25 protein-coding genes and 1 other annotated feature are annotated in these 23,218 nt (G+C 50.7%); of the genes, 15 read left to right on the forward strand and 10 right to left on the reverse strand.

Features of this window, described 5'->3' with window-relative positions:
• The 8 genes from BZG84_RS13810 to BZG84_RS13845 form a co-directional block, all read left to right on the forward strand.
• The coding region (locus BZG84_RS13810) for a hypothetical protein (RefSeq protein WP_241825805.1) at positions 1-394 on the forward strand (394 nt) is incomplete at its 5' end.
• Between the two features lie 51 nt (positions 395-445).
• Complete coding sequence (locus tag BZG84_RS13815; RefSeq protein ID WP_158011504.1) at positions 446-1,132, forward strand: GNAT family N-acetyltransferase; 687 nt, start codon at positions 446-448, stop codon at positions 1,130-1,132.
• Positions 1,133-1,285: 153 nt separating this feature from the next.
• Positions 1,286-1,624: a hypothetical protein gene (locus BZG84_RS13820; protein ID WP_077481825.1), complete on the forward strand. Its 339-nt coding sequence runs from the start codon at positions 1,286-1,288 to the stop codon at positions 1,622-1,624.
• A gap of 56 nt (positions 1,625-1,680) precedes the next feature.
• Entirely contained in the window at positions 1,681-2,229 is a 549-nt protein-coding gene (locus BZG84_RS13825) for a GNAT family N-acetyltransferase (protein ID WP_077678341.1), read from the forward strand.
• Between the two features lie 21 nt (positions 2,230-2,250).
• Positions 2,251-2,748 carry an ASCH domain-containing protein gene (locus BZG84_RS13830; protein WP_077481821.1) on the forward strand — a complete coding sequence of 166 codons (498 nt, stop codon included), beginning with the start codon at positions 2,251-2,253 and terminating at the stop codon, positions 2,746-2,748.
• Complete coding sequence (locus BZG84_RS13835) at positions 2,745-3,140, forward strand: GFA family protein (protein ID WP_077481819.1); 396 nt, start codon at positions 2,745-2,747, stop codon at positions 3,138-3,140. Before BZG84_RS13830 ends, BZG84_RS13835 begins: the two co-directional genes overlap by 4 nt.
• Positions 3,141-3,171: 31 nt before the next feature.
• Positions 3,172-3,912 carry an SDR family NAD(P)-dependent oxidoreductase gene (locus BZG84_RS13840; RefSeq protein ID WP_077481817.1) on the forward strand — a complete coding sequence of 247 codons (741 nt, stop codon included), beginning with the start codon at positions 3,172-3,174 and terminating at the stop codon, positions 3,910-3,912.
• Positions 3,913-3,946: 34 nt separating this feature from the next.
• Positions 3,947-4,429, forward strand: coding sequence for a hypothetical protein (locus BZG84_RS13845; protein WP_131825072.1), 483 nt, complete (start codon positions 3,947-3,949; stop codon positions 4,427-4,429).
• A gap of 126 nt (positions 4,430-4,555) precedes the next feature.
• Here BZG84_RS13845 and yciA read toward each other — a convergent pair whose 3' ends face one another.
• The 3 genes from yciA to BZG84_RS13860 form a co-directional block, all read right to left on the reverse strand.
• Entirely contained in the window at positions 4,556-4,954 is a 399-nt protein-coding gene (gene yciA, locus BZG84_RS13850; RefSeq protein WP_069590096.1) for an acyl-CoA thioester hydrolase YciA, read from the reverse strand.
• Positions 4,955-5,047: 93 nt separating this feature from the next.
• Positions 5,048-5,590: a septation protein A gene (locus tag BZG84_RS13855; protein WP_077480171.1), complete on the reverse strand. Its 543-nt coding sequence runs from the start codon at positions 5,588-5,590 to the stop codon at positions 5,048-5,050.
• Positions 5,591-5,740: 150 nt separating this feature from the next.
• Entirely contained in the window at positions 5,741-7,084 is a 1,344-nt protein-coding gene (locus BZG84_RS13860) for a sodium-dependent transporter (RefSeq protein ID WP_077480172.1), read from the reverse strand.
• A gap of 566 nt (positions 7,085-7,650) precedes the next feature.
• Here BZG84_RS13860 and cls point away from each other — a divergent pair.
• The 4 genes from cls (at position 7,651) to BZG84_RS13880 (ending at position 11,714) form a co-directional block, all read left to right on the forward strand.
• Positions 7,651-9,111, forward strand: a complete 1,461-nt coding sequence (cls, locus tag BZG84_RS13865; protein ID WP_069590102.1) for a cardiolipin synthase — start codon at positions 7,651-7,653, stop codon at positions 9,109-9,111.
• A 222-nt stretch (positions 9,112-9,333) separates the two neighbouring features.
• Positions 9,334-9,639 (forward strand): hypothetical protein, encoded by a 306-nt coding sequence (locus BZG84_RS13870; RefSeq protein ID WP_069590104.1) that lies wholly within the window; start codon positions 9,334-9,336, stop codon positions 9,637-9,639.
• Between the two features lie 304 nt (positions 9,640-9,943).
• On the forward strand, positions 9,944-10,486 hold the full coding sequence (locus BZG84_RS13875; protein ID WP_077480173.1) for a hypothetical protein: 543 nt from the start codon (positions 9,944-9,946) through the stop codon (positions 10,484-10,486).
• Positions 10,487-10,496: 10 nt separating this feature from the next.
• On the forward strand, positions 10,497-11,714 hold the full coding sequence (locus BZG84_RS13880) for a GGDEF domain-containing protein (protein WP_077480174.1): 1,218 nt from the start codon (positions 10,497-10,499) through the stop codon (positions 11,712-11,714).
• Between the two features lie 47 nt (positions 11,715-11,761).
• Here BZG84_RS13880 and trpA read toward each other — a convergent pair whose 3' ends face one another.
• The 7 genes from trpA to aroF form a co-directional block, all read right to left on the reverse strand.
• Positions 11,762-12,583: a tryptophan synthase subunit alpha gene (gene trpA / locus BZG84_RS13885; protein WP_077678342.1), complete on the reverse strand. Its 822-nt coding sequence runs from the start codon at positions 12,581-12,583 to the stop codon at positions 11,762-11,764.
• Positions 12,580-13,773 carry a tryptophan synthase subunit beta gene (gene trpB / locus BZG84_RS13890; RefSeq protein ID WP_046073436.1) on the reverse strand — a complete coding sequence of 398 codons (1,194 nt, stop codon included), beginning with the start codon at positions 13,771-13,773 and terminating at the stop codon, positions 12,580-12,582. Before trpB ends, trpA begins: the two co-directional genes overlap by 4 nt.
• 104 nt (positions 13,774-13,877) lie before the next feature.
• Positions 13,878-15,266: a bifunctional indole-3-glycerol-phosphate synthase TrpC/phosphoribosylanthranilate isomerase TrpF gene (trpCF, locus tag BZG84_RS13895; protein WP_077480176.1), complete on the reverse strand. Its 1,389-nt coding sequence runs from the start codon at positions 15,264-15,266 to the stop codon at positions 13,878-13,880.
• A complete protein-coding gene (gene trpD, locus BZG84_RS13900; protein WP_077480177.1) occupies positions 15,263-16,267 on the reverse strand; it encodes an anthranilate phosphoribosyltransferase in 1,005 nt (334 codons plus the stop codon). Before trpD ends, trpCF begins: the two co-directional genes overlap by 4 nt.
• 77 nt (positions 16,268-16,344) lie before the next feature.
• Complete coding sequence (locus BZG84_RS13905; protein WP_077480178.1) at positions 16,345-16,959, reverse strand: aminodeoxychorismate/anthranilate synthase component II; 615 nt, start codon at positions 16,957-16,959, stop codon at positions 16,345-16,347.
• Complete coding sequence (locus BZG84_RS13910) at positions 16,956-18,560, reverse strand: anthranilate synthase component 1 (RefSeq protein WP_077480179.1); 1,605 nt, start codon at positions 18,558-18,560, stop codon at positions 16,956-16,958. Before BZG84_RS13910 ends, BZG84_RS13905 begins: the two co-directional genes overlap by 4 nt.
• Positions 18,557-19,570, reverse strand: coding sequence for a 3-deoxy-7-phosphoheptulonate synthase (gene aroF, locus BZG84_RS13915; protein ID WP_077458909.1), 1,014 nt, complete (start codon positions 19,568-19,570; stop codon positions 18,557-18,559). The genes BZG84_RS13910 and aroF overlap by 4 nt, the downstream gene beginning before the upstream one ends.
• 83 nt (positions 19,571-19,653) lie before the next feature.
• Positions 19,654-19,748, reverse strand: a sequence feature (Trp leader region).
• Between the two features lie 415 nt (positions 19,749-20,163).
• On the opposite strand from aroF, the gene rnm reads away from it, so the two are divergent.
• The 3 genes from rnm to rluB all read left to right on the forward strand — a co-directional run bounded on the left by rnm (position 20,164) and on the right by rluB (position 23,051).
• Positions 20,164-21,066: an RNase RNM gene (rnm, locus tag BZG84_RS13920; protein WP_077480180.1), complete on the forward strand. Its 903-nt coding sequence runs from the start codon at positions 20,164-20,166 to the stop codon at positions 21,064-21,066.
• A 90-nt stretch (positions 21,067-21,156) separates the two neighbouring features.
• Complete coding sequence (locus BZG84_RS13925; RefSeq protein ID WP_077480181.1) at positions 21,157-21,777, forward strand: L-threonylcarbamoyladenylate synthase; 621 nt, start codon at positions 21,157-21,159, stop codon at positions 21,775-21,777.
• Between the two features lie 290 nt (positions 21,778-22,067).
• Positions 22,068-23,051, forward strand: coding sequence for a 23S rRNA pseudouridine(2605) synthase RluB (gene rluB, locus BZG84_RS13930; RefSeq protein WP_077480182.1), 984 nt, complete (start codon positions 22,068-22,070; stop codon positions 23,049-23,051).
• Positions 23,052-23,218 lie beyond the last annotated feature (167 nt).

Genomic DNA, 23,218 nt, shown 5'->3' on the forward strand with positions numbered 1-23,218 from the left:
ACCCTCGTTTTTATTTATGTCATTATATAAATGGAAAATACTCATTATGGAAGATTTAGCCGATTTATTAAAAAGTAATGGTTTAAAGGTCAGAGTAAAAAATGGAAAAGTTTCAGTTAGACTTGACGGTCTCTCAAACCCAGTTTCGATAGTAAGAGATATATCTGACGATGAATGCAAAGTAAAAACGAACGATTCTATTATAACGGTTTTCGCTTGTTTTTCTTTATTTTTGGGTCTTTCGGGTATATATGAAGGTAGTGGTAAATTTTTAATTAGTTGTGCATTTATTTCAATGGCTATAGCTTCTTTTTTTTCAGTACTACTTACAGAAGTTAAGTTGACTAGGCTTCGTGCTATTTTAACGGCATACAATCGCGGAGAGCACGACTAATAATGCGTGTCGCGTAGCTGGCACTTTTGACTAAGTATGGAGAATAAGGCGATGGATAACATTGATAAATCTTGGCTTGCGCGTTTGGGCGTGAATCATATTGAGAGCAATTATATTTTCACTGGCTGCGACTATTATAAACGAGGTGGTGAAGAGGATTTAGCGTTTCTGTATGCGTCTGATAACCTGACACTGGTAAGCTGCAATGAAGACGTTCGAACAGATCTAGAAAAATCTAAGCTGCGATCGCTGCATGACTATATCAACGGTGTAAATCCTCAAGCGTTTGAGGTCTATATTGATGATATTGATTATTATCTATCAGGTCATATTTGTGACGCTAAATCAAAGGTAGAGATTGATCAGCTCACGCTTGAAGCCCATCGAGAACGCATCGAACAATTTATCACAAGGTTTGATGAGGAAGAATTATTTAAAGCGGCTTTTAGTCTGGACTCAGACTATTTCTATATGGCTTATCTGGAAGGGCAGCCTGTTGGAATCATTGCGTCGTATTGTGGTGTCGAGCCCTTTGAATCGCTGTCTATCTTGGTGACACCAAGCTATCGTCAGCGTGGTGTCGGCAAGGCACTGATTTCAAGGTGGGTCAAAGAGGTTGAAAAGAGGGGACGTGTCGCCAGATATCGTGCCAATCGGGAAAATATTGCCTCCCGACGCCTTTGCGAGTCGTTAGGCTTTGTTGCTCACAGTCATATTCAAATACTGGCAAAACTATGAGTAGCGGCAACGACCCAATACGCATTGGTGGGGTTATCGCAATATGATGAGTGGGAGAGGGGTTTGTGGCTGATATTCATGGAGATTAAATGTTGTCTTTAGAACCCTCCATTGAGATTGTTGATGACTCATTTTTTAAGGGCGTTTTTGAGTATGATTAATTGGCTACGGGCTTTACTCGTATTTGGGGCTTTGGCGGTCTCTTTTTCGTCGATGGCGCAGTCGCTGCCAGAAGGAGCGATCCAAGCAGGATCGCTAGCCAACCAAAAATTGATCCAAGATGCCATGGCAGGAGTGCTGGTTACGGTGGCGTCACAAGGCTGTGAGCAGCCGAATGAATTTGTGCCTTATGTGCGCGAAATGCCGTCAGGCGAGGTAGGCACAAGAATGTGGCGAGAGCTATGGATTGTCGAAGGCTGTGGTGACAGCTATACGATAAAACTTCGCTTTCAGGAGGCGGGAGCTGGCGCCGCGAATTGGATGATTGAATAAACCGCACTGAAAATAATAAACGTCGACAATTTTGTCGCATTAATAATGAGGAAAGTATGTTTACATTGGATGTTAATCGTGACCTAAAATTGGAACTTATCAATACACGCTTTGCGCCGATTTATCTGGATATCGTTACCCGCGATCAGGAGTATTTAAGCCAATGGTTAGTGTGGCCACCGCATGCCCATGATGAAGCGTTCTTTTTGAGCTTTATAAAAAAATCCCTTCACGATTATGCAGAAGGTAAATCATTGGTATGTGGCATGATTTATCAGGGTCAATTGGTAGGCAGTGTGAGTTATAACACTATCAATCAGTCGCTTAAAAAGGTGGAAATAGGCTATTGGCTGAGCTCTTTGCACCAAGGGAAAGGGATTGTGAGTCAAGCCGTGGCTAAGCTCATTGAGCTGGCGTTTACCCAGTTTGGTATGGAAAAAGTACAGATATCGGCGGCAACGGAAAACACGCCCAGCCGAAAGGTCTGTGAGCGTTTAGGGTTCACACTCGAAGGCGTAATACGTCGTGCTGAAAATTTAAACGGACGCATTGTCGACCATGCCATTTATGGTTTAGATCGCGCAACGTGGAAAATTGCGAATTAGGTAGAGAGATCAAGGATACTCATGAATACAGAACAACAGGCATTTTTAAACGCCTACCTTGCCACCTTAAGTGAAGCAGAATGTCAGGCGGTGCCTGAAACGATTGCCGAGTACTTTTGCGCGGATGAATACAATGCCAACGAATGCGCCCGTTTGATTGATCAAGGCATAAAGCGCGCATCGTGCAGCCTAAAAGCATGCTACGAGATAGAAAACGAACCTTACCCGCAAGTCGGGCGTTTGACCGTGGTGCTTAACTGGGCGCAGCAGCCGGTTTGTATTATTAAAGTGACTGAAGTGAGCGAGTGCCCGTTTGATCAAGTGACTGCTGAGTTCGCCGCAGCGGAAGGTGAAGGCGACAAGAGTTATGCGTGGTGGCGACAGGCACATCTTGCGTTTTTTGAGCAAGAGGGGCAGGCACTCGGCGTACCGTTTACAACTCAATCCCCTTTGGTGTTAGAGCGCTTTGAGAAAGTCTATCCGCTTGATCACCATGAAACTGAGCAGGTAAGCGCATGATAAAACAAGTCGGTCAAACGCTCATCCAACCCGAACACTTGGCCCGCTGTCACTGCGGGACGGTTGTGTTAGCCCTCGCGTTACCCAATGGGATTGAAAACCCCAGACGCTGCGATTGCTCAATGTGTCGACGCCGAGGCGCCATTGTTGGCTCAGTCAAGCTTGCACAATTGCGTGTCGTTGCTGGCAGTGAGCAACTCAGTGTGTATTCCTTTAATACTCACACTGCTAAGCACTACTTCTGCTCACGCTGTGGCATTTACACCCATCACCAACGTCGCTCCAATCCGAGTGAGTTTGGGTTCAATATTGCCTGCTTAGATGGCGTCAATCCGTTCGAGTTGGAGAATATTCCCGTGATGGATGGAGTTCATCATCCAGCGGATCGCTAGGATGTCGCGGATGTCGTTTTGAGGGGTGGCTATGACGAAATTGGCATTTGTATCGGGTGGGTCGAAAGGAATCGGTTTAGGCTGTGTTCTGCGGCTAGTTGAGGCAGGTTATCAAGTGATCACGTGCTCGCGCAACGTAGACGTGTGGCAGGCCGTTGTTACTGAATACCCTGCACTTAAAACCGTTGATTATCAACAAGCTAATTTAGCCGATCAGGCTTCGCTAGAGCAGCTTTTCCGCTATATTCGCGAGCAATATGGCCAGTTAGATATTGCAATCAATAATGCCTCACCGGCGTTAGGATCGAGTGGCTTTTATCATCAAGTTGATATGTTTGCGTTGAAAGAAACGCTAAATAATGACTTCTGGGGACACGCTCAATGCTTGCAGTATCAAATTAAGTTAATGGAGACAGGTGGAGCCATTGTCAATGTCAGCTCAATCAATGGCTTGCGACCAACGCCAAATGCAGCGATGTACAGTGCGGCAAAGCATGCCCTAGAAGGGCTAACACAATCCGTCGCGCTAGAAGCAATCAGAAATAATATCCGTATTAACGCTGTGGCGCCGGGCGTGACGTGGACACCAAGGTGGGACGAGCGACAAACTCGTCAACCGACAATAAAGCTCGATGTTGAAGAGCAAGTGCCCGCCAAGCGCTTTGCACGCGTGGAGGAGGTTGTTGATGCCATTGAGTTCTTGCTCTCGGATAAAGCCAGTTATATCGTCGGCCATACGCTCGTTGTTGATGGTGGCCTCTCTTTGGTGTAGGCCATTTACATAGGATTAAGAGAATCACATTAATATGAAATTGCTAAATACATGTGTTGTACTTTTTTTCTCTTCGTTGGGGTTATCTTCCGCGGTAGCGTCTGAACTGCCGATCAATAAGAGTAACGTAACGGGGCAGTGGATATGCTCATTTACTATGCAGGGAGACAAAGTTTATGAGGAAAGTTGGGCATTAAAAGATCACAAGGAGTTCGTATTAAATGGGCGTGTTGAATATTTTCTTGGCGAGGAAAGTGCGCGCTTTTCATACAATGCTACGGGTGAGTGGGAGTTAATCAACGACACGATTAAGCTGGTTTACAATCCTTTTGAATTTCAGAGCAATGATAGCTTTAGCCAAGCCTATCTGTCAGAGATTGAAACCGTATACATTACGCCAGCATGGAATGGCACTCGGCGATTTCAGTACGACGTTGAGGCGTTATCTGAATCGCGTATGCAAATCGGCGATGACTACGACAGTTGGCAATGTAAAAGAAACGCAAGCGCTGACTAGGGCGTAGCAAACCACATCAACACCTGCGCTGCTTAGCTTAACCAGCGTGTTGTAGCGCGAAGTCGCTCGCTAGTGATGTGGCGATGAGTTGAAGAATAAGGGCCTGTTGATTAGCAGGCCCTTTTTTTATTTTTTGATCGGACGCGGACGACCGCTTTCATCAATGGCAACATAGTTAAATACGGCATCGCTCACCTTGTAGCGTTCGCCGACACCGTCATGCTTAACCGGTTTTACCCATACTTCGAGCGCGACACTCATCGAGGTATTACCAATGCGACTGCATGTACCATAGCAGCAGACTACATCACCCACGCTAACGGGCGCTTTGAAGGTGATTTCGTTCACTGAAACAGTCACGACACGTCCGCCAGAGATTTCTTTGGCGAGGATTGCGCCGGCTAAATCGAGCTGAGACATAATCCAGCCGCCAAAGATATCGCCATTGGCATTGGTATCGGCTGGCATCGCAAGTGTACGCAGCAACAGTTGGCCGCGTGGGCAGTTGTTTTTATTGTCAGACATGGCTCTCTTCACATCTTATTCAAAAGGGGCTAGCCCCTTTTTTTCAGGATAAGATTAGAATTGTGACCTCTGACACAGCATTTGGGCAAGTTTTTATTGGTCCGAGTTGCTCTCTTTGGGCATATGGCGGTAGATGTAGACACCGGTCGCGATGAGATATAAGAACGTTAAGATCATGGTGCCAAACACTTTAAAGTTCACCCAGACATCAAGCGGCATGCTGTATGCGACGTAAATATTGACCCCGGCTAGTACCGAGAAAAAACTCACCCACGCCCAGTTAATGGTGCGCCATACACGATCGGGTAAGTCCAGCTCTTTGCTGAGCATGTTTTTAATTAAGGGTTTACCCATCAGCTCAGAGGCTACCAAGCCCACCGCAAACAACACATAGACGATGGTCACTTTCCATTTAATGAAGTTGTCGTCATGGAAGAAGAGTGTCATTCCCCCAAACACCGCCACTAAAGCCGCAGTGACAATCTGCATTTTCTCCACTTTTTTATACAGCACCCACACTAAGGCGACTTGGATCAGGGTCGCGATGATCAAGGCGCCTGTGGCGACATAAATATCGTAAAACTTATACAGCGCGAAGAAGATAATGAGTGGAATAAAATCAATCAGTTGTTTCATAAAACGACACGATGCCTTTTAGGCGGATTGAACAAATGTTTTGGCAGTGTAACCAATTGTGGCGAGGGGAGGAAATACGAAATGGCGCAAAAAGGGGGAAGAGAAGATACCGCCCAGCGCATAACACCTCATGCACTGAGCGGTGTGCGGTTAGATCCAGTCCCAGCCAAAGACCAAGATCATTAAGATCGGGCAAATCACTCGTACATAGCCCGGCCAGACCTTCCAAAAAAAGGTTTCGCCAAGCTCAGGGCTACCTTGCACCAGCTCTTTCAAGATTTCGTTACGGTGCCATAGCCAACCTGCGACCAAGGCAAACAGCAGGCCAAGAATAGGCTGTGCGTATTCGGTGGTCACGGTAACCACCAAGCCGAACAGATCGCCAAAGTTATACACAATGGTGGCAGAGGCAAGGGTGATCAAACCACCAATCCACCAAACGGCTTTCTCTCGAGACTGGCGCAGTTCTTCGGTTGCACAAGCCACGGGCACTTCAAGCATTGAAATGGCCGATGTGAGAGCCGCAATGACCATCAGTAAGAAGAAAGCGAAGCCGATAAACAAGCCAGCACTGCCCATGGTATCGAACATGGCAGGCAAGACGCTGAACACCAGCGTATCGCTGCTGAGGAGATCCCCGCTTTCACTGTAAATCGCTACCCCGTTATGTTGGGCAACGAACATCGCTGGCATAATCAATAGTCCGGCAATAAAGGCGATACCGGTATCGAGCAGTGCCACTTGGGCGGCAGTTTTGGGAATACTGGCTGACTTTGATAAGTAAGAGCCATAAACCATCATTACGCACACACCGAGGGAGAGCGAGAAGAAAGCCTGTCCCATTGCACTCACCACCAGACTTGGCGAAAGGTGAGAAGGATCGGGGATCAGGTACATTTTTAACCCCTCAATCGCGCCAGGTTGGAACAAGATGTACACCACCATCACTACGAAGAGTAAAAACAGTACTGGCATTAAGCGAGACGACCAACGCTCGATTCCGTTAGCAATCCCGTTACGAACCACCAAAATGGTTGGCACCATAAAGCACAGCATAAGGGCAAGGTTACGGGTTTCGCTAAATGACTCTAACCAGTTCGCCGCATTAACAAAGCCCAGCGCGGTGAGCAGTGGTGACACCATAAAGCCGACCAGCCAACCGGCGACAATGGCATAGAAGCTAAGGATACCGGTTGCTCCGAGCATACCGACTAAGCCGAGCAAGCGACCCAACCACTTTTGCCCACCTGCCACTGAGGATAAAGACCGAACCGGGTTAGCATTGCCGTAGCGTCCAATAGTGAGTTCTGCTATTAAAAGGGGATACGCTAGGACAAAAACCATGATCAAATAAATGAACAGAAAAACGGCGCCGCCGTTTGAAGCTGTTTGGGTCGGGAACCCCCAAATATTGCCCAGCCCAATCGCTGAGCCGGCTGCCGCCAAGATAAACCCTAATCGGGATGAAAATTGTGCGCGTTGTGTGTTTGCCATATCTACTCGTCAGTTTATGCGACATACCCGTTTAGCTCTACGCGAGTGCGTCCAGCAGCTTGGGTATAGATGATTGATACTGCTCATAATGCCCATCGCTGATGCGCGAGCGACACCTTATGGTGTGTAAACTTATAATTACAGAGCGAAGCTAGTGATTCGTTCCTCTAAGGCTCGTAAGTAAAACAGTTTATGCGTAAAATTTGAAGATCTTGCCGTATGTAATACCCCCAAACGAGCCAACTTCCCGATATTCTTTCCGCGCCTGCTTACTTATTCGCCGATAGTGAGTGCGATTCACTGTCTATAGTCAGTACCACAGTGGCTTTCTCTGTCGCAATTATTGATTTAACACAATGTTAACAAGGTGATGTTGCGTCACGTATTTCTGTGTCGGTTATTCATCTATGACATTACTACTGTGGGCTATTTCACTTTTGGTGACTGGTGTTGTCATAAATCTAGACAAAACACTGCTTGCACCCAGAGGCAAGCTAGGCAGAATAGGGGAAGACCATGTGGTTGATAACCCGTCGATTCCAACAATAAGGTGTGCGCAAACAAGCATGGAAAAAGTCTACGAGATCCTGACTCTTATTTTGTTACTCGCGTATTGGCTAACGATCGCGGCGGTCACTATTCGTGTGGTCTTTAAGCGTCGTGCGCTCGGGGTGTCTATCGCATGGTTGATGATTATTTACATCCTGCCGATTGTCGGTGTCATCGCCTACCTGCTATTTGGCGAGCTCAATCTCGGGAAGACGCGTGCGGTACGTGCCAAAGCGATGTTTGAACCGTATCGGCAATGGTTGCTCAGCTTACAGGCGTGTCCGGCGCATCGTCCTCAGCACGTGCGCGAGCAATCTCATCATGTTAACCAATTATGCCAAGCGCGGATTGGTGTCCCTGAATTAACGGGCAACCAACTTCACTTGCAGACCGATCCGGCAGATATTCTTAAATCCATTGCCTTTGATATTCGTCACGCTACACAAAGCGTGAACATGGTGTTTTATATTTGGCATCCTGGCGGCCATGCCGATGAGGTTGCGCAAGCCGCTTGTGATACCGCGAAGCGGGGCATACCGGTTCGTATCATGCTTGATTCTGCGGGGAGTAAGACGTTTTTCCGCAGCAAATGGCCGAGTGTGATGCGAGAAGCGGGGATAGAGCTAATTGAAGCACTGGCCGTCAATCCGTTTCGGATGTTTTTCCGTCGGCTCGACATTCGCCAGCACCGCAAAGTGGTGATCATCGATAATCATCTGGCATACACGGGCTCGATGAACATGGTCGATCCGCGCTTTTTTAAACAAAACGCGGGTGTGGGTCAATGGGTAGACGTGATGGTACGTGTTACCGGCCCCACCGTTCCTGTGCTCAGCAGCATCTTTTCTTGGGATTGGGAAGTAGAAACGGGACTGCGCAATTTACCCGCACAACCAGAATGCTCACTCATTGAAGATCACCAACATGCCAATCACGCGGTGCAAGCCATTCCATCGGGACCGGGTTTGCCGGATGGTATGATCCAACAGGTGTTAACCTTGGCTATCCACCAAGCCCATGACAGCATTACCATTACCACGCCGTATTTGGTGCCGAGTGAAGGGCTACTGTTTAGCTTACAAACGGCAGCGCAACGAGGCGTGAAAGTGACAGTGATTGTGCCGGAGAAAAACGATTCCTTAATGGTGGAGTGGGCCAGTCGATCCTTCTTTGCCGATCTAATGGCCTCAGGTATTGAGATCTACCGCTTTGGCGGCGGCTTACTGCACACCAAATCTGTGTTGGTTGATGAAAAGTACTGTTTGATTGGCACCGTAAACCTCGACATGCGCAGCTTATGGTTGAACTTTGAGTTAACGCTCACGGTCGATGATCCCGATTTTTGTGCCAGCGTGAACGCGCTACATCAGCGCTATCTCACCCAGTCTTTGCGAGTAGAACCTAAAACGTGGCAACAACGACCGGTTTATCACAAGCCGATTGAACAGTTTTTCTACATGTTCAGTCCGTTGCTATGATCTGCGTGCGCGTTTGATTGAACATGCACAAAGTGCGTTTGGTTATGCTTACCGTATAGGGGCCGTTATCCTAATCGCTTGTCAGTATTAAGATTATTAAGTGCCTCACAATTGGTAACCATTTATTCCCTTATATCCTAAAAATCCGGCGCCTTTCGCTGCCGTTTGAGGGCAGAGTTACTACACTTACTAGTGCCCCATATCGAGTGACAGGAGGTAGACATGTCTATCCGTTCACGCAGTTATACATTGAACACCACACCCGCGCGAAAGGCGCACGTGCGGGTCGTGCCAAATGGCAATGTGTTGATCCAGATTGCCAACGAAAAAAAACCGCACCTCGCGGAATTTGATGAGGTGAAGTTTGAGCGTAAAGGAAAAATCACCCAGCTAGTCGCAGAGCATGTCGAGCCGGGAAGACGAGAAAATTGGGCACTGCCAATGCATCATGATGATGCAAACGAGCTGGCGTCCTTGATTGATCAGGCTCAGGAAGAGCTTGAAATATTAATGCGCGATCTTAGCTAATCAGCGTTGTTTGCCTGTCGATACACAGAGTATCGGCAGGCTTTTTTGTTTATGGCCTATTGCCCCTGCCTGCTCTCTATCCCTAACTTTTTTTGTGCTGCGAGTTTATCTCAATTGTGAGATTTGTTAATAAATGCTGGCTCAAACACTATAAATCGTTAACCCCTTTCAAGCACACTAGTCCCAACAGCGTCACATCCGTGACGTAATACAGACACGTGACTTACATTTGTGAGGCCAGCTTCAAGCCCCTTGCTGCTGACCGACAAGTCTCCGGTTGTCGTTATGATGTAACTGGTGAAAAATGAAAGAAAAACCTCGCACAGCCTTTCTTGCAGCACCTATTGTATTGCTGCGTGGTTTAGTTCAAGCCCCCAATGTCGCGATGGTGGTGATTGGCGTTTTGATTACCTTCAGCGCTGTTGCCGCCTTGCGCGTGCCGATCAATCTCACCGTCAGTGTTACTCCAGAGCATAGTGTGCGATTCAATCGACAGGCGCTCGAGGCCTTACCTTCGGCACAAATCATCACTCAAACTCCATTTACCCAAGGTGAGCAACGTTTTGAGGGTGTGGCGCTATCAACCGTTTTGGCCGCTGCGGGAATAGGGGAATGTGCTGACTTAACACTGAGCGCGATGAATCGATACCAAGCGATGCTCAGTGCCGACATGGTGGCACGTTATCAGCCAGTGATTGCGATGAAACGCAACGGGCAAGCGATGACACTCAGAACACTCGGTCCACTTTGGTTAGTGTTTCCTCTCGACCAATACCCGGCCATTCAGAATGACCAATTCTATTCGGCAATGGTGTGGCAGCTGACTGACATAACGTGCCAGCCCTAAGGAGTGACGAATGATGAGAAATGCCCAACTGAAGGTGATGCCGATTAAACGCACTATTTTAGTGGTGTGTATTGCGATCATGGCGATCGGTGTGGTGGTAACCACCAATAAGATCACCGCGTTATCTGAGCGCCTAACCAACGGCCAAAGCAAGCTTGTGTGGTATATGCTCAGCTTGTCCAAAGAGTACGATGCGCTGATCAGCTTGCTGGAACGCTACCAAGGTGGAAAGAGCAGCTTTGATCAGTTGGCGATTCAGCATGAGATCTTATGGAGTCGCTTTCCGGTTGCGATAACAATGGCGAATAGTGGTGATACGGAACAGGCGCATCCGACGGCGCTACTAAAAACCCTGTTCGCTGATCTTAAAGGGTATGAAAGCCGCTTCTATGCCTTGCGCTTTTCCAGTCAGGGCATGAGCCAGCTGATTGCGCATTATCGCCAGCAGCGTCAATTGCTCGATGGCTTTTTTCAGCAATCGTTAGCCATGCCGGGTAATGGTTATCGCGAGCATACGCGGTTACTTAACCAGCTCGGACAACTGACCACCGTGATGACGTTAGGGATGATAGCCGTGGGCGCGACAGTATTGATGCTGCTGGCATTGGATGCCAAACGCTATTATCGCTTAGCGCGCGAAGACCAACTGACAGGGTTGCACAATCGCCATTGGCTGTTTGATACGTTAAACGGTCGCTATGTATTCAATACTCGTAATATGGCGATATTGGTGATCGACCTTGATGGCTTTAAGGCGATTAACGACAACTTTGGCCATGATGTGGGCGATCTTTTTCTGTCTGCGTTGGCAGAAAAGCTAGCGATGGCACTCCCGCCGCATGCGGTCATTGCACGGTTAGGAGGCGACGAGTTTGCAGTGGTGATGCCTAATCAGCGCGACGATGAGTCGATAGTGCTTGCTCGTGTTCTTGTCGACGTGGCGCATCAACCGATCCTCATTGACACATACCTCTGCCAAGTGTCGGCCAGCGTGGGTATCGCGCATGGAAAGGATAAACTGAGCGGAGAGCGTTTACTGACCCATGCGGACACGGCAATGTACGCCGCAAAGCGGGCAGGGAAGAACCAATATCGCGTGTATCATGACACCATGCAGCCTCCCAATGGAAAACGGCACAGTCGTGAGGAATCGCGGTTCGAAGAGGTCACCTATCAGGTAAGTAGCCATCCGCAGGGCGATGCTGAACAGACATCGCCCAACGCTTAGTATTATCAAACTCAGTATTATCAAGCTCAGTGTTATCCAGCTTGGTATTATTGGCGTGCTGTCGCCGCTTTCATGGTTTTGACGAATTCCGTTAGTTTCGCCAGCATCGTGGGTACATCATGTTGATGCTGCTCGATGATCTTCACCACCGCCGAGCCAGAAATGGCGCCTGCCGCCCCGGCGCTAATTGCCGCTTTGACTTGCTCAGGGGTCGAGATGCCAAAGCCAAGCAGCGGACGCGGTGCTTCATGATGATGCAAGGTGCCGAGTAAATGCTCAACCGGAGCCCCTGCTTTGGCTTCTGCCCCTGTGACGCCGGCGCGCGACACCAGATAGGTATAGCCACGACCCAGCTCCGCAACCTGAGCTAAGGTGGCATCGTCTGCGTTGGGTGGCGCAATAAAAATCGGATCAATACCATGCGCTAGCGCTTGTTCGCGAAATGGCGCAGATTCAGCAATTGGCACATCTGCTACCAGCACTGAATCGACACCCACTTCCGCACACCGGCGGTAAAAAGCGTCAATACCACGGGCGTAGACGAGGTTGGCATACATCAGCAACCCAATCGGAATGGTCGGATGCTTGGCGCGAATGGCTGCCAGCATGTCGAAACAGGTATCGGGTGTGGTGCCAGTGGCTCGGGCACGTAATGTCGCGTCTTGAATAGTTGGCCCATCAGCCAATGGGTCGGAAAACGGCATACCAAGCTCCAGCGCGTCGGCGCCGCCTTCAACCAAGGCATCGACCACGGCGAGTGATTGTTCTGGATTTGGATCCCCCAAGGTGACAAAAGGAACAAAGGCACCTTGCTGTTTGGCATCCAGATTTGCGAACATCGCTTGATATCGAGTTGATGATGCCATCATGACAGCTCTCCTTTGCCTTCTAAAATGTCATATACAGTAAAGATATCTTTATCACCACGTCCGGATAGATTGACCACCAAAAGCTGCTCTTTTTCAGGATCAGCGGCAATCATTTTTTGGGCTTGAGCCAGTGCATGGGCAGATTCTAGCGCGGGAATAATACCTTCGTTGCGCGCAAGCGATTGAAACGCTTCTAAAGCTTCATCGTCGGTGACCGCCGGATATTCGGCACGACCAATGGCGTTAAGGTGCGCATGCTGCGGCCCCACCGACGGGAAGTCTAACCCTGCAGACACTGAATACGACTCTTCGACTTGGCCATATTCATCTTGCATCAATGGGGACTTCATACCGAAGAAAATACCGGGCTTGCCGTGCTTTAAAGGCGCGCCGTGTTGATCGGTATCGAGTCCTTTGCCCGCGGGCTCAACACCAATTAAACGCACATCTTTGTCATCGATAAAGTCAGCAAACATGCCAATGGCGTTTGAGCCACCGCCCACACAGGCGATCACTGCATCCGGTAAGCGGCCTTCTACCTGCTGAATTTGCGCACGGGTTTCCTCACCAATAATGCGTTGAAACTCGCGCACAATGGTCGGGAAGGGGTGCGGGCCCGCCGCAGTGCCGAGCAAATAGTGGGCGGTATCATAGTTGGCTGACCAGTCGCGCATCGCTTCGTTACATGCATCTTTTAACGTCGCAGAGCCCGCATGTACTGGGATGACGGTGGCACCCATCAGCTTCATTCGAAACACATTAGGACTTTGGCGCTCAACGTCTTTGGCCCCCATGTAGATGCGGCATTTCAGTCCCAGTAGCGCACACGCCAGCGCAGTCGCCACACCGTGTTGGCCAGCTCCGGTTTCGGCAATGATCTCTGATTTGCCCATACGCTGGGCAAGCATCGCTTGGCCCAGTACTTGGTTGGTTTTGTGCGCACCACCGTGCAGCAAGTCCTCTCGCTTAAGATACAGCTTGGTGTTCGTCCCTTTGGTGAGGTTACGACAAAGCGTCAACGCGGTGGGTCGTCCGGCATACTCTTGCAGCAGGCGGATAAAATCGTCTTTAAAGTTCGGGTCGTCTTGGGCATCAATAAACGCCTGTTCGAGCTGATCAAGCGCAGGCACTAGAATTTGGGGCACATACTGACCACCAAATTCGCCAAAATACGGGTTAAGCTTGCTCATAATTATCCTTTTACGTCTTTAACTGGGGCCGAGATAGTTTGACGGTCTTGGCGACATCTATCCTCTCAGCGAAATTATCTCGGAAAATCAACTATCTCGAAAAATCAATAGCGGCGAAGGGCGCGGAACGCCGCTTGTAACTTGTTGGCATCTTTCACGCCGGGCGCATGCTCGACGCCGGAGTTAAAATCCAGCCCAAGGCACCCTTGTTCAGCCGCTTTGGCCGCATTCTCGGGGGTGAGCCCGCCGGCAATCATGACTTTGTCTTTGGCGGTTTTAGGGATCAGGTGCCAATCAAAGGTTTTACCCGTGCCGCCAGATTGTTGGCCGACTCGGCTGTCGATAAGGTGGCGATCAGCATTCACGCCATCTAAAGCCGGTGCGACATCAGAGACACCGTGCGCTTTCCAAATTTCACAGTGCTTAGGGAGCTTCTCACGCAATGCTTGTAGATATGCTGCGTCTTCATCCCCATGCAGTTGCACCGCGTGAAGGCTGAGCTGTTGTGCGTACTCAGCCACGGTATCTAGCGCATGATTTTGGAACACGCCCACATAGCGAAGCGGCGCGCCTTGCTGGACGCGCTCGGCCACGACGGGTGTGACAGCACGCGGAGAGTGCTCAACAAAAATGAGTCCGCCGTAGACAGCGCCAGCGTTATAGGCGGCGAGGGCATCGTCGGCGGTGGTAAGCCCACAGACTTTATTTTCCCCCAAGATCACTTTACGTAGCGCGAGGGTCAGATCGGGCTCTGCCATTAATGCACTGCCAATTAAAAAGCCATCCGCGTGGTGGGCAAGATCGCGCACATGACGGTGGCTATGAATACCACTTTCTGAAATCACGATCGCTTTTTCGCCCACTTGTGGTGCTAAACGTTTGGTGCGATCGCGATCGATGCTTAAATCACGCAAATTCCGGTTGTTAATTCCAATCACCACCGCCCCTAAGGCATTGGCACGTGCGAGCTCGTCTTCGGTGCTCACTTCGGTAAGCACTCCTAGCTTTAGCGACTCGGCTAAATCGGCCAGCTCGCGGTATTCGGCGTCGTCGAGTACTGACAGCATCAATAAGATCGCATCGGCTTGATAATGACGCGCGAGGTAAACCTGATAAGGGTCGATAATAAAATCTTTGCAAAGCACAGGCGCATCGACTTGTGCGCGCACGATCGGCAAGAAGTCAAAACTGCCCTGAAAGTGGTCCTCGTCCGTCAGGACTGAAATGGCCGCGGCAAAAGGTCGGTAGGCACGGGCAATACTGGCCGGATCGAAGTCTTCTCGAATCAACCCTTTTGAAGGCGAGGCTTTTTTGCACTCCAAGATAAACTGTGACCCCGGCGCGGCAAGTGCAGCACGAAAATCGCGATCACTGGGCGTCAGTTGGTCGATAAAGCTATCCAGCGGCTGAGCACTTTTGCGCGCGGCTACCCAGCGTTTTTTGTCATCGACAATGCGGCCTAAAATGGTGTCGTTGAGGGCTGAGGTGGTCATACTGCGCTCCTTTGTGCTAACGCTTGCATGATGGTGTAAGGCTTGCCCGACGCCATCACGTCCAAGGCCTGTTGTGTGTTTGCTTTCAAGTCTTCTTGTCCGAATAAGCGTAGCAAGAGTGCCACATTGACAGCCACTGCCGCTTGCTGGGCGTCTGTGCCTTTACCTTGCAAAATCGCGCTGATCATCGCCCGGTTCTGCTCCGGCGTGCCCCCAGCAATGCTGTCCAGCGGGTATTCGGATACACCAAAGTCGCTGGGGGTTAAGGTGTAATGCTCAATTTGGGTCGGGGTGATTTCTGCCACCGTTGTGGGGCCGTGGATAGCCACTTCATCCAGACCGTCACCATGAACCACGGCCGCGCGCGTCATGTTGAGGTTTTGCATGGTTTGTGCAATCGGCGCAACTAGGGCTTGGTCGTACACGCCCATCAGCTCAATGCTAGGTTTCGCCGGGTTAATTAACGGCCCAAGCAGATTGAAGATGGTGCGCGTTTTCATCGCTTGGCGCACGGGCATCGCGTGTCGTACGCCGGTGTGGTATTGTGGCGCGAATAAAAAGCAGACGCCCAGATTATCCAAGGCCTCGCGGGCGTGGTCGGCAGGCATCGCCAAATCAATGCCAAAGGCGGCGAGTAAATCCGATGAGCCTGATTTGCTCGATACCCCGCGGTTGCCGTGTTTGGCCACTTTAACGCCACAAGCCGCGGCGACAAAGGCAGCCGTGGTTGAAATATTAATGGTGTTCGCGCCATCGCCTCCCGTGCCAACGATATCGGCAAACGGATAACTGGGGCGGGGGAAAGGTTCGGCGTTGTCGGTGAGTGCTTTTGCTGCGCCCGCGATTTCTTCAGGCGTTTCCCCTTTAATCTTCAATGCGGTTAACGCAGCCGCCAATCGCGCTGGCTCGAGTTCGCCCTGAATGATCGCACTAAACAGCTGCTCGCTTTGCGCTTGGCTGAGTGACTGTTGTTGGTAGAGCGTCTCTAGTAGTTGATCCATCACTATACTTAACCTCGGTATTTGTCTGTTCGAGCTCCGTGCTTATCTGGCACGTGTTGTTGTAAGCGCTAATGTTGTTAGCGCTGATAATAGCCACTGGCCCAATCGATGGTGTGGGTGAGCAGGGCAGCACCTTGTGCGGTCAAAATAGATTCTGGGTGGAATTGATAACCGACCACGTAGTCGGTATTACTCACCACGGCCATTACTTTCTGATCGTCGCCATCCAAGGTCGTGGCGATGACATCCAAGCTGGCCGGCACCTCAGTGGCCACCAGCGAGTGATAACGGGCCACGGTGAGCGGGGATGCCAATGGGCCAAATACCGCATGTTGCTGGTGGTGCATGGCCGAGGCTTTGCCGTGCATGATGGTGCCAGCACTGGCGACTGTGCCGCCGTAGGCTTCGACGATCGCTTGCTGACCTAGGCAAATCCCCAGCATTGGCACTTGGCCGCGCAGTTTTTCAATCAATTCGGGCATACAGCCAGCATCAGCCGGCGCGCCAGGGCCGGGCGAGAGCACCAGCAGTGGTTGGGGCAGGGTTCGAATGTGACGAGCAATCGCCTCAGCCTCTAAATGATTGCGGAACACCGTGACCGGGTAACCGAGTGCGCGAAATTGATCTACTAAGTTATAGGTAAAGGAGTCCATGTTATCGAGCAGGACGATGTCCATTGGCGGGGTACTCATGATTGGCCTCCTTGATGGGCGGTTTGAATCGCATGGATCACCGCTTGTGCTTTACCGCGGGTTTCGTCCGCCTCGGCTTGTGGGTCAGAATCAAACACTACACCCGCGCCGGCTTGCACGGTGGCAACGCCGTTTTCAACGTAGGCAGAGCGGATCACAATACAGGTATCCATCTCACCCGAACCGGTAAAATAGCCCACGGCCCCGCCATAACTACCGCGACGGCACTGTTCGGTGTCACGGATAAGTTGCATCGCGCGAAGCTTGGGCGCACCGGTAAGCGTGCCCATATTCATACAGGCTTGGTATGCATGCAGCGCGTCTAGATCGGGTTTCAGCTGACCCACCACCCGAGAAACTAAATGCATGACGTGGCTGTAGCGGTCGACTTTGAGCAAGTCGGCGACATGGCGGCTGCCGGGCGTGCTAATTCGCGCCACATCGTTGCGGGCCAAATCGACCAGCATCATGTGCTCGGCATTTTCTTTTTCATCATTACGCAGCTCAAGCTCAATGCGGCTATCCAAGTCGTGATCAATGTCTCCTTGGGCGGTTTTTCCCCGTCGGCGCGTACCGGCGATGGGATAAATCTCCACCTGATTAGTCGCTTGAGTATATTTGAGGGCGCTTTCCGGCGAGGCGCCAAACAAGCTAAATTGGCTATCGCGCAGATAAAACATATACGGGCTAGGGTTGCCACGCTTCAACGCTCGATAAGCATTGAGCGGCGAGGGACAGGCGAGGGTAAAGCGGCGCGATGGCACCACTTGAAACACATCTCCGGCAATGACGTGCTTTTTCAGCGCGTCAACTTGCTGACAAAAATCTGAATCGGAGACCGAAACCGCAACGCTGTGATCGGTCACCACGGGCGCTTCTGGAAGCGGCGCAGGCGATAAGCAGGCTTCTTTGATGCTCTGCAAGCGACGCGATAAATCCACATAGTGGACGCGAGCGTTATCACCCCCAAATAAGGTGCCTTGTAAGCGCGCTTGGCGGTGCTGGTGGTCAATTACTAGTAAGCTTTCCGCGACATAAAACAGGTAGTCGGGGCAGTGCTCGGTGCCGTCCACCGCTGGTAGCGTTTCAGTGCTGGCCACCAAATCATAGGCAAAAAGGCCACCGATAAAGAGCGCATCGTCCGGTTGATTATCCAACGCGATACTTTGTTTGATGACACGCAGGGCATCAAACACCGACGCTTGGCGCAGACGGGCGTCTTCATCCAATAGCGCACCATTGTCGTTAGGATGGTGGAACGTCAACGTCAGGGCGGGAAAGTCTCCATCGTTGGCATGTGCTACCTCACAGACGAGGGCTTTCAGCGCTGCGCTCTGGGCGATGCTCTCCAGCAAATGACTGCCATTATGAGTAAGCGCTTGTAAGGTGACGCGCTGCCCGCGGCATTCAATGCGCACGGCGGCATCGATCAGCATCAGGCTTTTAAGGTTGCGTTTGGAGTCAATCTCTGCCGACTCCAACAGCATGCTATAAGGCTTATCTTGGCACACGGCGGCATACAACTCGGTCGGGTCGGCCACATAAGGCACCGAGAGTTGGAGCGTATCGAGCTCGCCATGTTGGGGATCATGAGTGTTCACAGCTTTCTCCCTGCCGCTTGCACAAAGGGGGTAAGTTCTTGCATCAGCTGCGCGAACATATCGCCGGTTAACGCTTGGTGGCCGTCTGACAGTGCTTCGCTCGGGTTTAGGTGGCTTTCCACAATGATGCCATCCGCGCCCACGGCCGCAGCGGCGCGTGATAGTGGCGTCACTAGCTCTCGCACGCCGGTACCATGGCTTGGGTCGACCAACACAGGCAAATGGCTGCGCTGCTTCATCAAGGCCACGGCATTCAAATCCAAGGTGTTACGTGTGGCGGTTTCGTAAGTGCGAATACCGCGTTCACATAAAATCACATTGGGGTTACCTGCATCGACAATATATTCCGCCGCCAGCAAACATTCTTCGATAGTGGCGGAAAGCCCACGTTTTAACAAGACAGGTTTGCCGGTTTCGCCTACCGCTTTGAGTAAGCCATAGTTTTGCATGTTACGCGCGCCAATTTGCAAGCAATCGATGTACTCGCACACCGCGTCGACTTGGCTAATTTCCATTACTTCTGACACGGTTGGCATGCCGGTCAGGTCACTGGCTTGTTTGAGCAGTTTTAATCCTTCAACCCCCATGCCTTGGAAATCATAAGGGCTGGTGCGAGGTTTAAAGGCGCCGCCCCGTAACACACGTGCGCCGTGCGTTTTGACTCGCTCCGCCACGGATAGCAATTGAGACTCCGACTCCACCGAGCAGGGACCTGCCATGACCACGAAGTGTTGACCGCCTACAGGTACATTGCCGATATGCACCACGCTGTCATGCGGCTGTACATCGCGGCTCACGCGTTTGTACTTGGTTAGAATCGGTTTGACTTCCTCAACCAGAGGGTTGGCTTCAAAATGGCATTGTTGCAGCACACGTTCATCACCCAGCGCACCCAATACAATGCGTTCCACACCCGGCATATAAAGCGGTTTTAAACCGCATTGCTCGATTTGATTGAGGAGGACGTTGGCATCCTGCTCAGTGGCTTGGGGCTTAAGTACAATAATCATCAAATATCCTTTTAAACTATGGTTGCCGGTTACCGTGGCTGATTGCGTGGTGGCACGATAACGCGTGATGGCAAAACTAAGAGACAAAAACGCCCGCATCAGTGGCGGGCGTTGTGAATAAGGTAGCTGTTTATACAGCGCGTCACACCGCCCGTGAGGAGCCGTGCCACCAAATAAGCGCAACAGAGGTCATGGATGTCGCCAATACACTCATGGCCTGTGCGGCAGCTGGTGCAGTGTGAATCGAATGTGATCTAGACGCGGCGTTGAAATACATGCTGCGAGACTCCGTTGTGACTGTTACCCTTAGCGCCATATCGCTCCCCAAGACAGAGAAACGGTGCGCGTTAACTTGTGTACTAGTAAACTGATATTTTGCTTCTGTGTCAACGGGGAAATCGAAAAGAATGCAGAAAAAGTGCGGAATAAGCACACGATAGTAAAGAACAAAGATATTCACCGTGCTCGCTAAGCGCTGATTAACATGGCGCGTTCGCATTGACTGAGCCCCGTAGCGCGTACTCAGCCTCAGGCTGATAAGACACACACTGACAGTGCCAAGGCGCGAGCACATTAAGGAAACCCGATACATCATGATCATTGATTTACATAGCCATACCACTGCTTCCGACGGTCGCCTATCACCAAAAGATTTGGTGCAGCGCGCGGTCGAGCGTCGCGTGGGCGTGTTGGCGATTACCGACCACGACACCACCGCCGGGCTGGTGGAGGCGCAAGCAGAAATCGACCATCAAAACTTGCCCCTTACACTGGTCAACGGTATTGAGGTTTCAACCTTGTGGCAGAACTTTGATATCCACATTGTGGGATTAAATGTCGATCCCCAGCACCCGGCATTAACCGCATTGATTGCTGAACAAGCTGAGCGACGCCAACAACGGGCTGAGCTGATTGCTGAGCGGTTAGAGCGTTCGCATTACACAGGGGCGCTCGCGGGTGCGCGTGAACTGGCTGGCGATGCGCCGCTCACCCGAGCGCATTTTGCGCGCTGGTTGGTCGAGCAAGGCCACGCGAAAACCATGCAAGCCTGTTTTAAGCGCTTTTTAACCCGAGGGAACACCGGCTATGCACCACCGAACTGGTGCTCGATTGCAGAGGCCGTTGAAGCGATCCATGAGGCTGGGGGAAAAGCGGTGCTTGCTCATCCTGGCCGATACAAGCTCAAAGCCAAGTGGCTGAAACGATTACTGGCCGCGTTTTCTGAAGCCAATGGCGATGCTATTGAAGTCGCTCTTCCTCAGCAGTCGCAACAAGAGCGTCGTTTGCTGGCCGATTACGCGCGAGATTATGGATTGTTGGCCTCGCTGGGATCGGATTTTCATTATCCCTCTCCGTGGACAGAGCTGGGCCGCAATTTATGGCTACCCAAAGACAGTCAGCCGGTTTGGCATGACTGGACATGGTTAGACGCGGCTGAACAAAAATGGCAATCAGTAAATCAACTAGATAGCGACAAGCCAGACGCGTTACAATAGACCTATAAGAAGGATTATCCGGCGCGCTAGCCACCAACGCTGGATCGCGGTTGAGCATCCTAGTGTGGCGGAGCTAAAGCAGGAGGAACCATGAGTCAGTTTTTTTACGTCCACCCAGAGAACCCGCAAGCGCGGTTGATTAATCAAGCGGTGGCGATTATCCGAAATGGTGGGGTGATTATTTATCCTACCGATTCGGGCTACGCATTAGGCTGCCAACTAGAAAATAAACAGGCGCTAGAACGCATTTGCCGGATTCGTGATCTCGACAAAGACCATAACTTTACGTTGCTATGTCGTGATTTATCCGAGTTATCGCTTTATGCTCGGGTGGATAATACCGCGTTTCGCTTGATTCGAAATAACACCCCCGGTGCTTACACCTTCATTTTGAAGGCGACGAAAGAAGTGCCGCGCCGATTAATGAACCCGAAGCGTAAGACCATTGGCATTCGCGTACCGGATAACCGTATCGCGCTTGATTTACTCGAGGCGCTGGGCGAACCCTTGATGTCGACGTCATTGATTTTGCCGGGCAATGATTTTACCGAATCCGATCCTGAGGAGATTCGCGATCATTTAGAGCACAGTGTGGATTTGATTATGCACGGTGGCGTATTGGGTGAGCACCCCACCACAGTGGTTGATTTTAGTGAAGGCAACCCAGAAATTCGCCGCCACGGCGGTGGTGATCCACAACCATTTGAATAAAAAATGAACCAAGTGTCACCATGAGCCGTAATGACTCATACAATGCGATTGCATTGTGACAATGTGCTAGTTCTGATGTTGTGTCAGCGACATGTTGACCTTCCATTCCCGCCCAGCCGCCTTGCTGGGCTTTTTTTATTTTAAAAAGTCAGAGCCAGCCGAAACTGTTTCTCTATCCCTTGGGTTCTTGGTATTATTCGCCTCCTGGTGACGAAACCCGTCAGCAAACCAATTAATGCCAACCGTGACAGTAATGACGCCTGTGAAGGCGACAGTAAGGTAAGACAAACATGAGCGAAAAATTGCAGAAGGTGCTAGCGCGTGCTGGCGTAGGTTCACGTCGTGAGATGGAAAGCTATATCCAATCAGGGCGTGTGAGTGTGAACGGTGTGGTTGCCAAGCTTGGCGATCGTCTTGATGATCCGAGCGCGCTGGTGCGTGTAGACGGTCATCCTGTTCAACTAAGTGCGCCTTCTGAGTCTGTGTGTCGAGTCCTCGCATACAACAAACCGGAAGGCGAATTGTGTACGCGTAGCGATCCAGAAGGTCGTCGTACTGTCTTTGATCGTCTTCCCAAGCTAAGAGACGCCCGTTGGGTTGCTGTCGGTCGTCTGGATGCAAACACATCAGGCTTGTTGCTATTTACCACTGATGGTGAATTAGCAAACCGATTAATGCATCCAAGCCGCCAAGTGCAGCGTGAATACATGGTACGTGTATTCGGTGAGGTGAACGAAGACATGGTGCGTAATCTTGTCTCTGGTGTTGAGCTAGAAGACGGCGTAGCGCGTTTTGAGGACGTTGTTTACGCCGGCGGCGAAGGCATGAATCATACCTTCTATGTGGTGATCACCGAGGGACGCAACCGTGAGGTGCGCCGTTTGTGGGAAACCCAAGGGGTGACGGTGAGCCGTCTGAAGCGTGTTCGTTATGGCGATATCTATCTCGAGAAAGACTTGCCACGTGGTGGCTGGCGCGAGATGGAGTTAAAAGAAGTGAACTACTTGCGAGAAATGGTTGAAATGAAACCAGAATCGCAAACAGTGATCACCCCAGAGGATCAGAAGCGCAAAAAATCACGCCAGAAAATTCGCCGTGCTGTTCGCCGCTATGAAGAACGTATTGATTCTGATAGCAAACCGAAAAAAGCGCGCCAAGCGCGTCGTGGTAACGCACCCGCTGGTGGGCCGAAAGGCAGTGGACCTAAGCCTAAACAAGGCAACCCTCGAGCAGGCGCGCCGCGTGGCAAAGGCAAACCGCGCACCCGCAAATAACGTTTATAAAGCGGCATTTAAAAAAGCGTTAGCTAGAGCCCGGCACCTGCCGGGTTTTTTATGCGCTGTTTCACCCTTCTTCAACCTGCATTGCCTCTCATTCTATTTTCATTCACATGATAACGATTCTTGTTTGTGATAATGTGCTACTTATTGTTTTGTTAGTA

It is taken from the genome of Salinivibrio sp. PR932 (assembly GCF_001996125.1).
Classification (GTDB): domain Bacteria; phylum Pseudomonadota; class Gammaproteobacteria; order Enterobacterales; family Vibrionaceae; genus Salinivibrio; species Salinivibrio proteolyticus.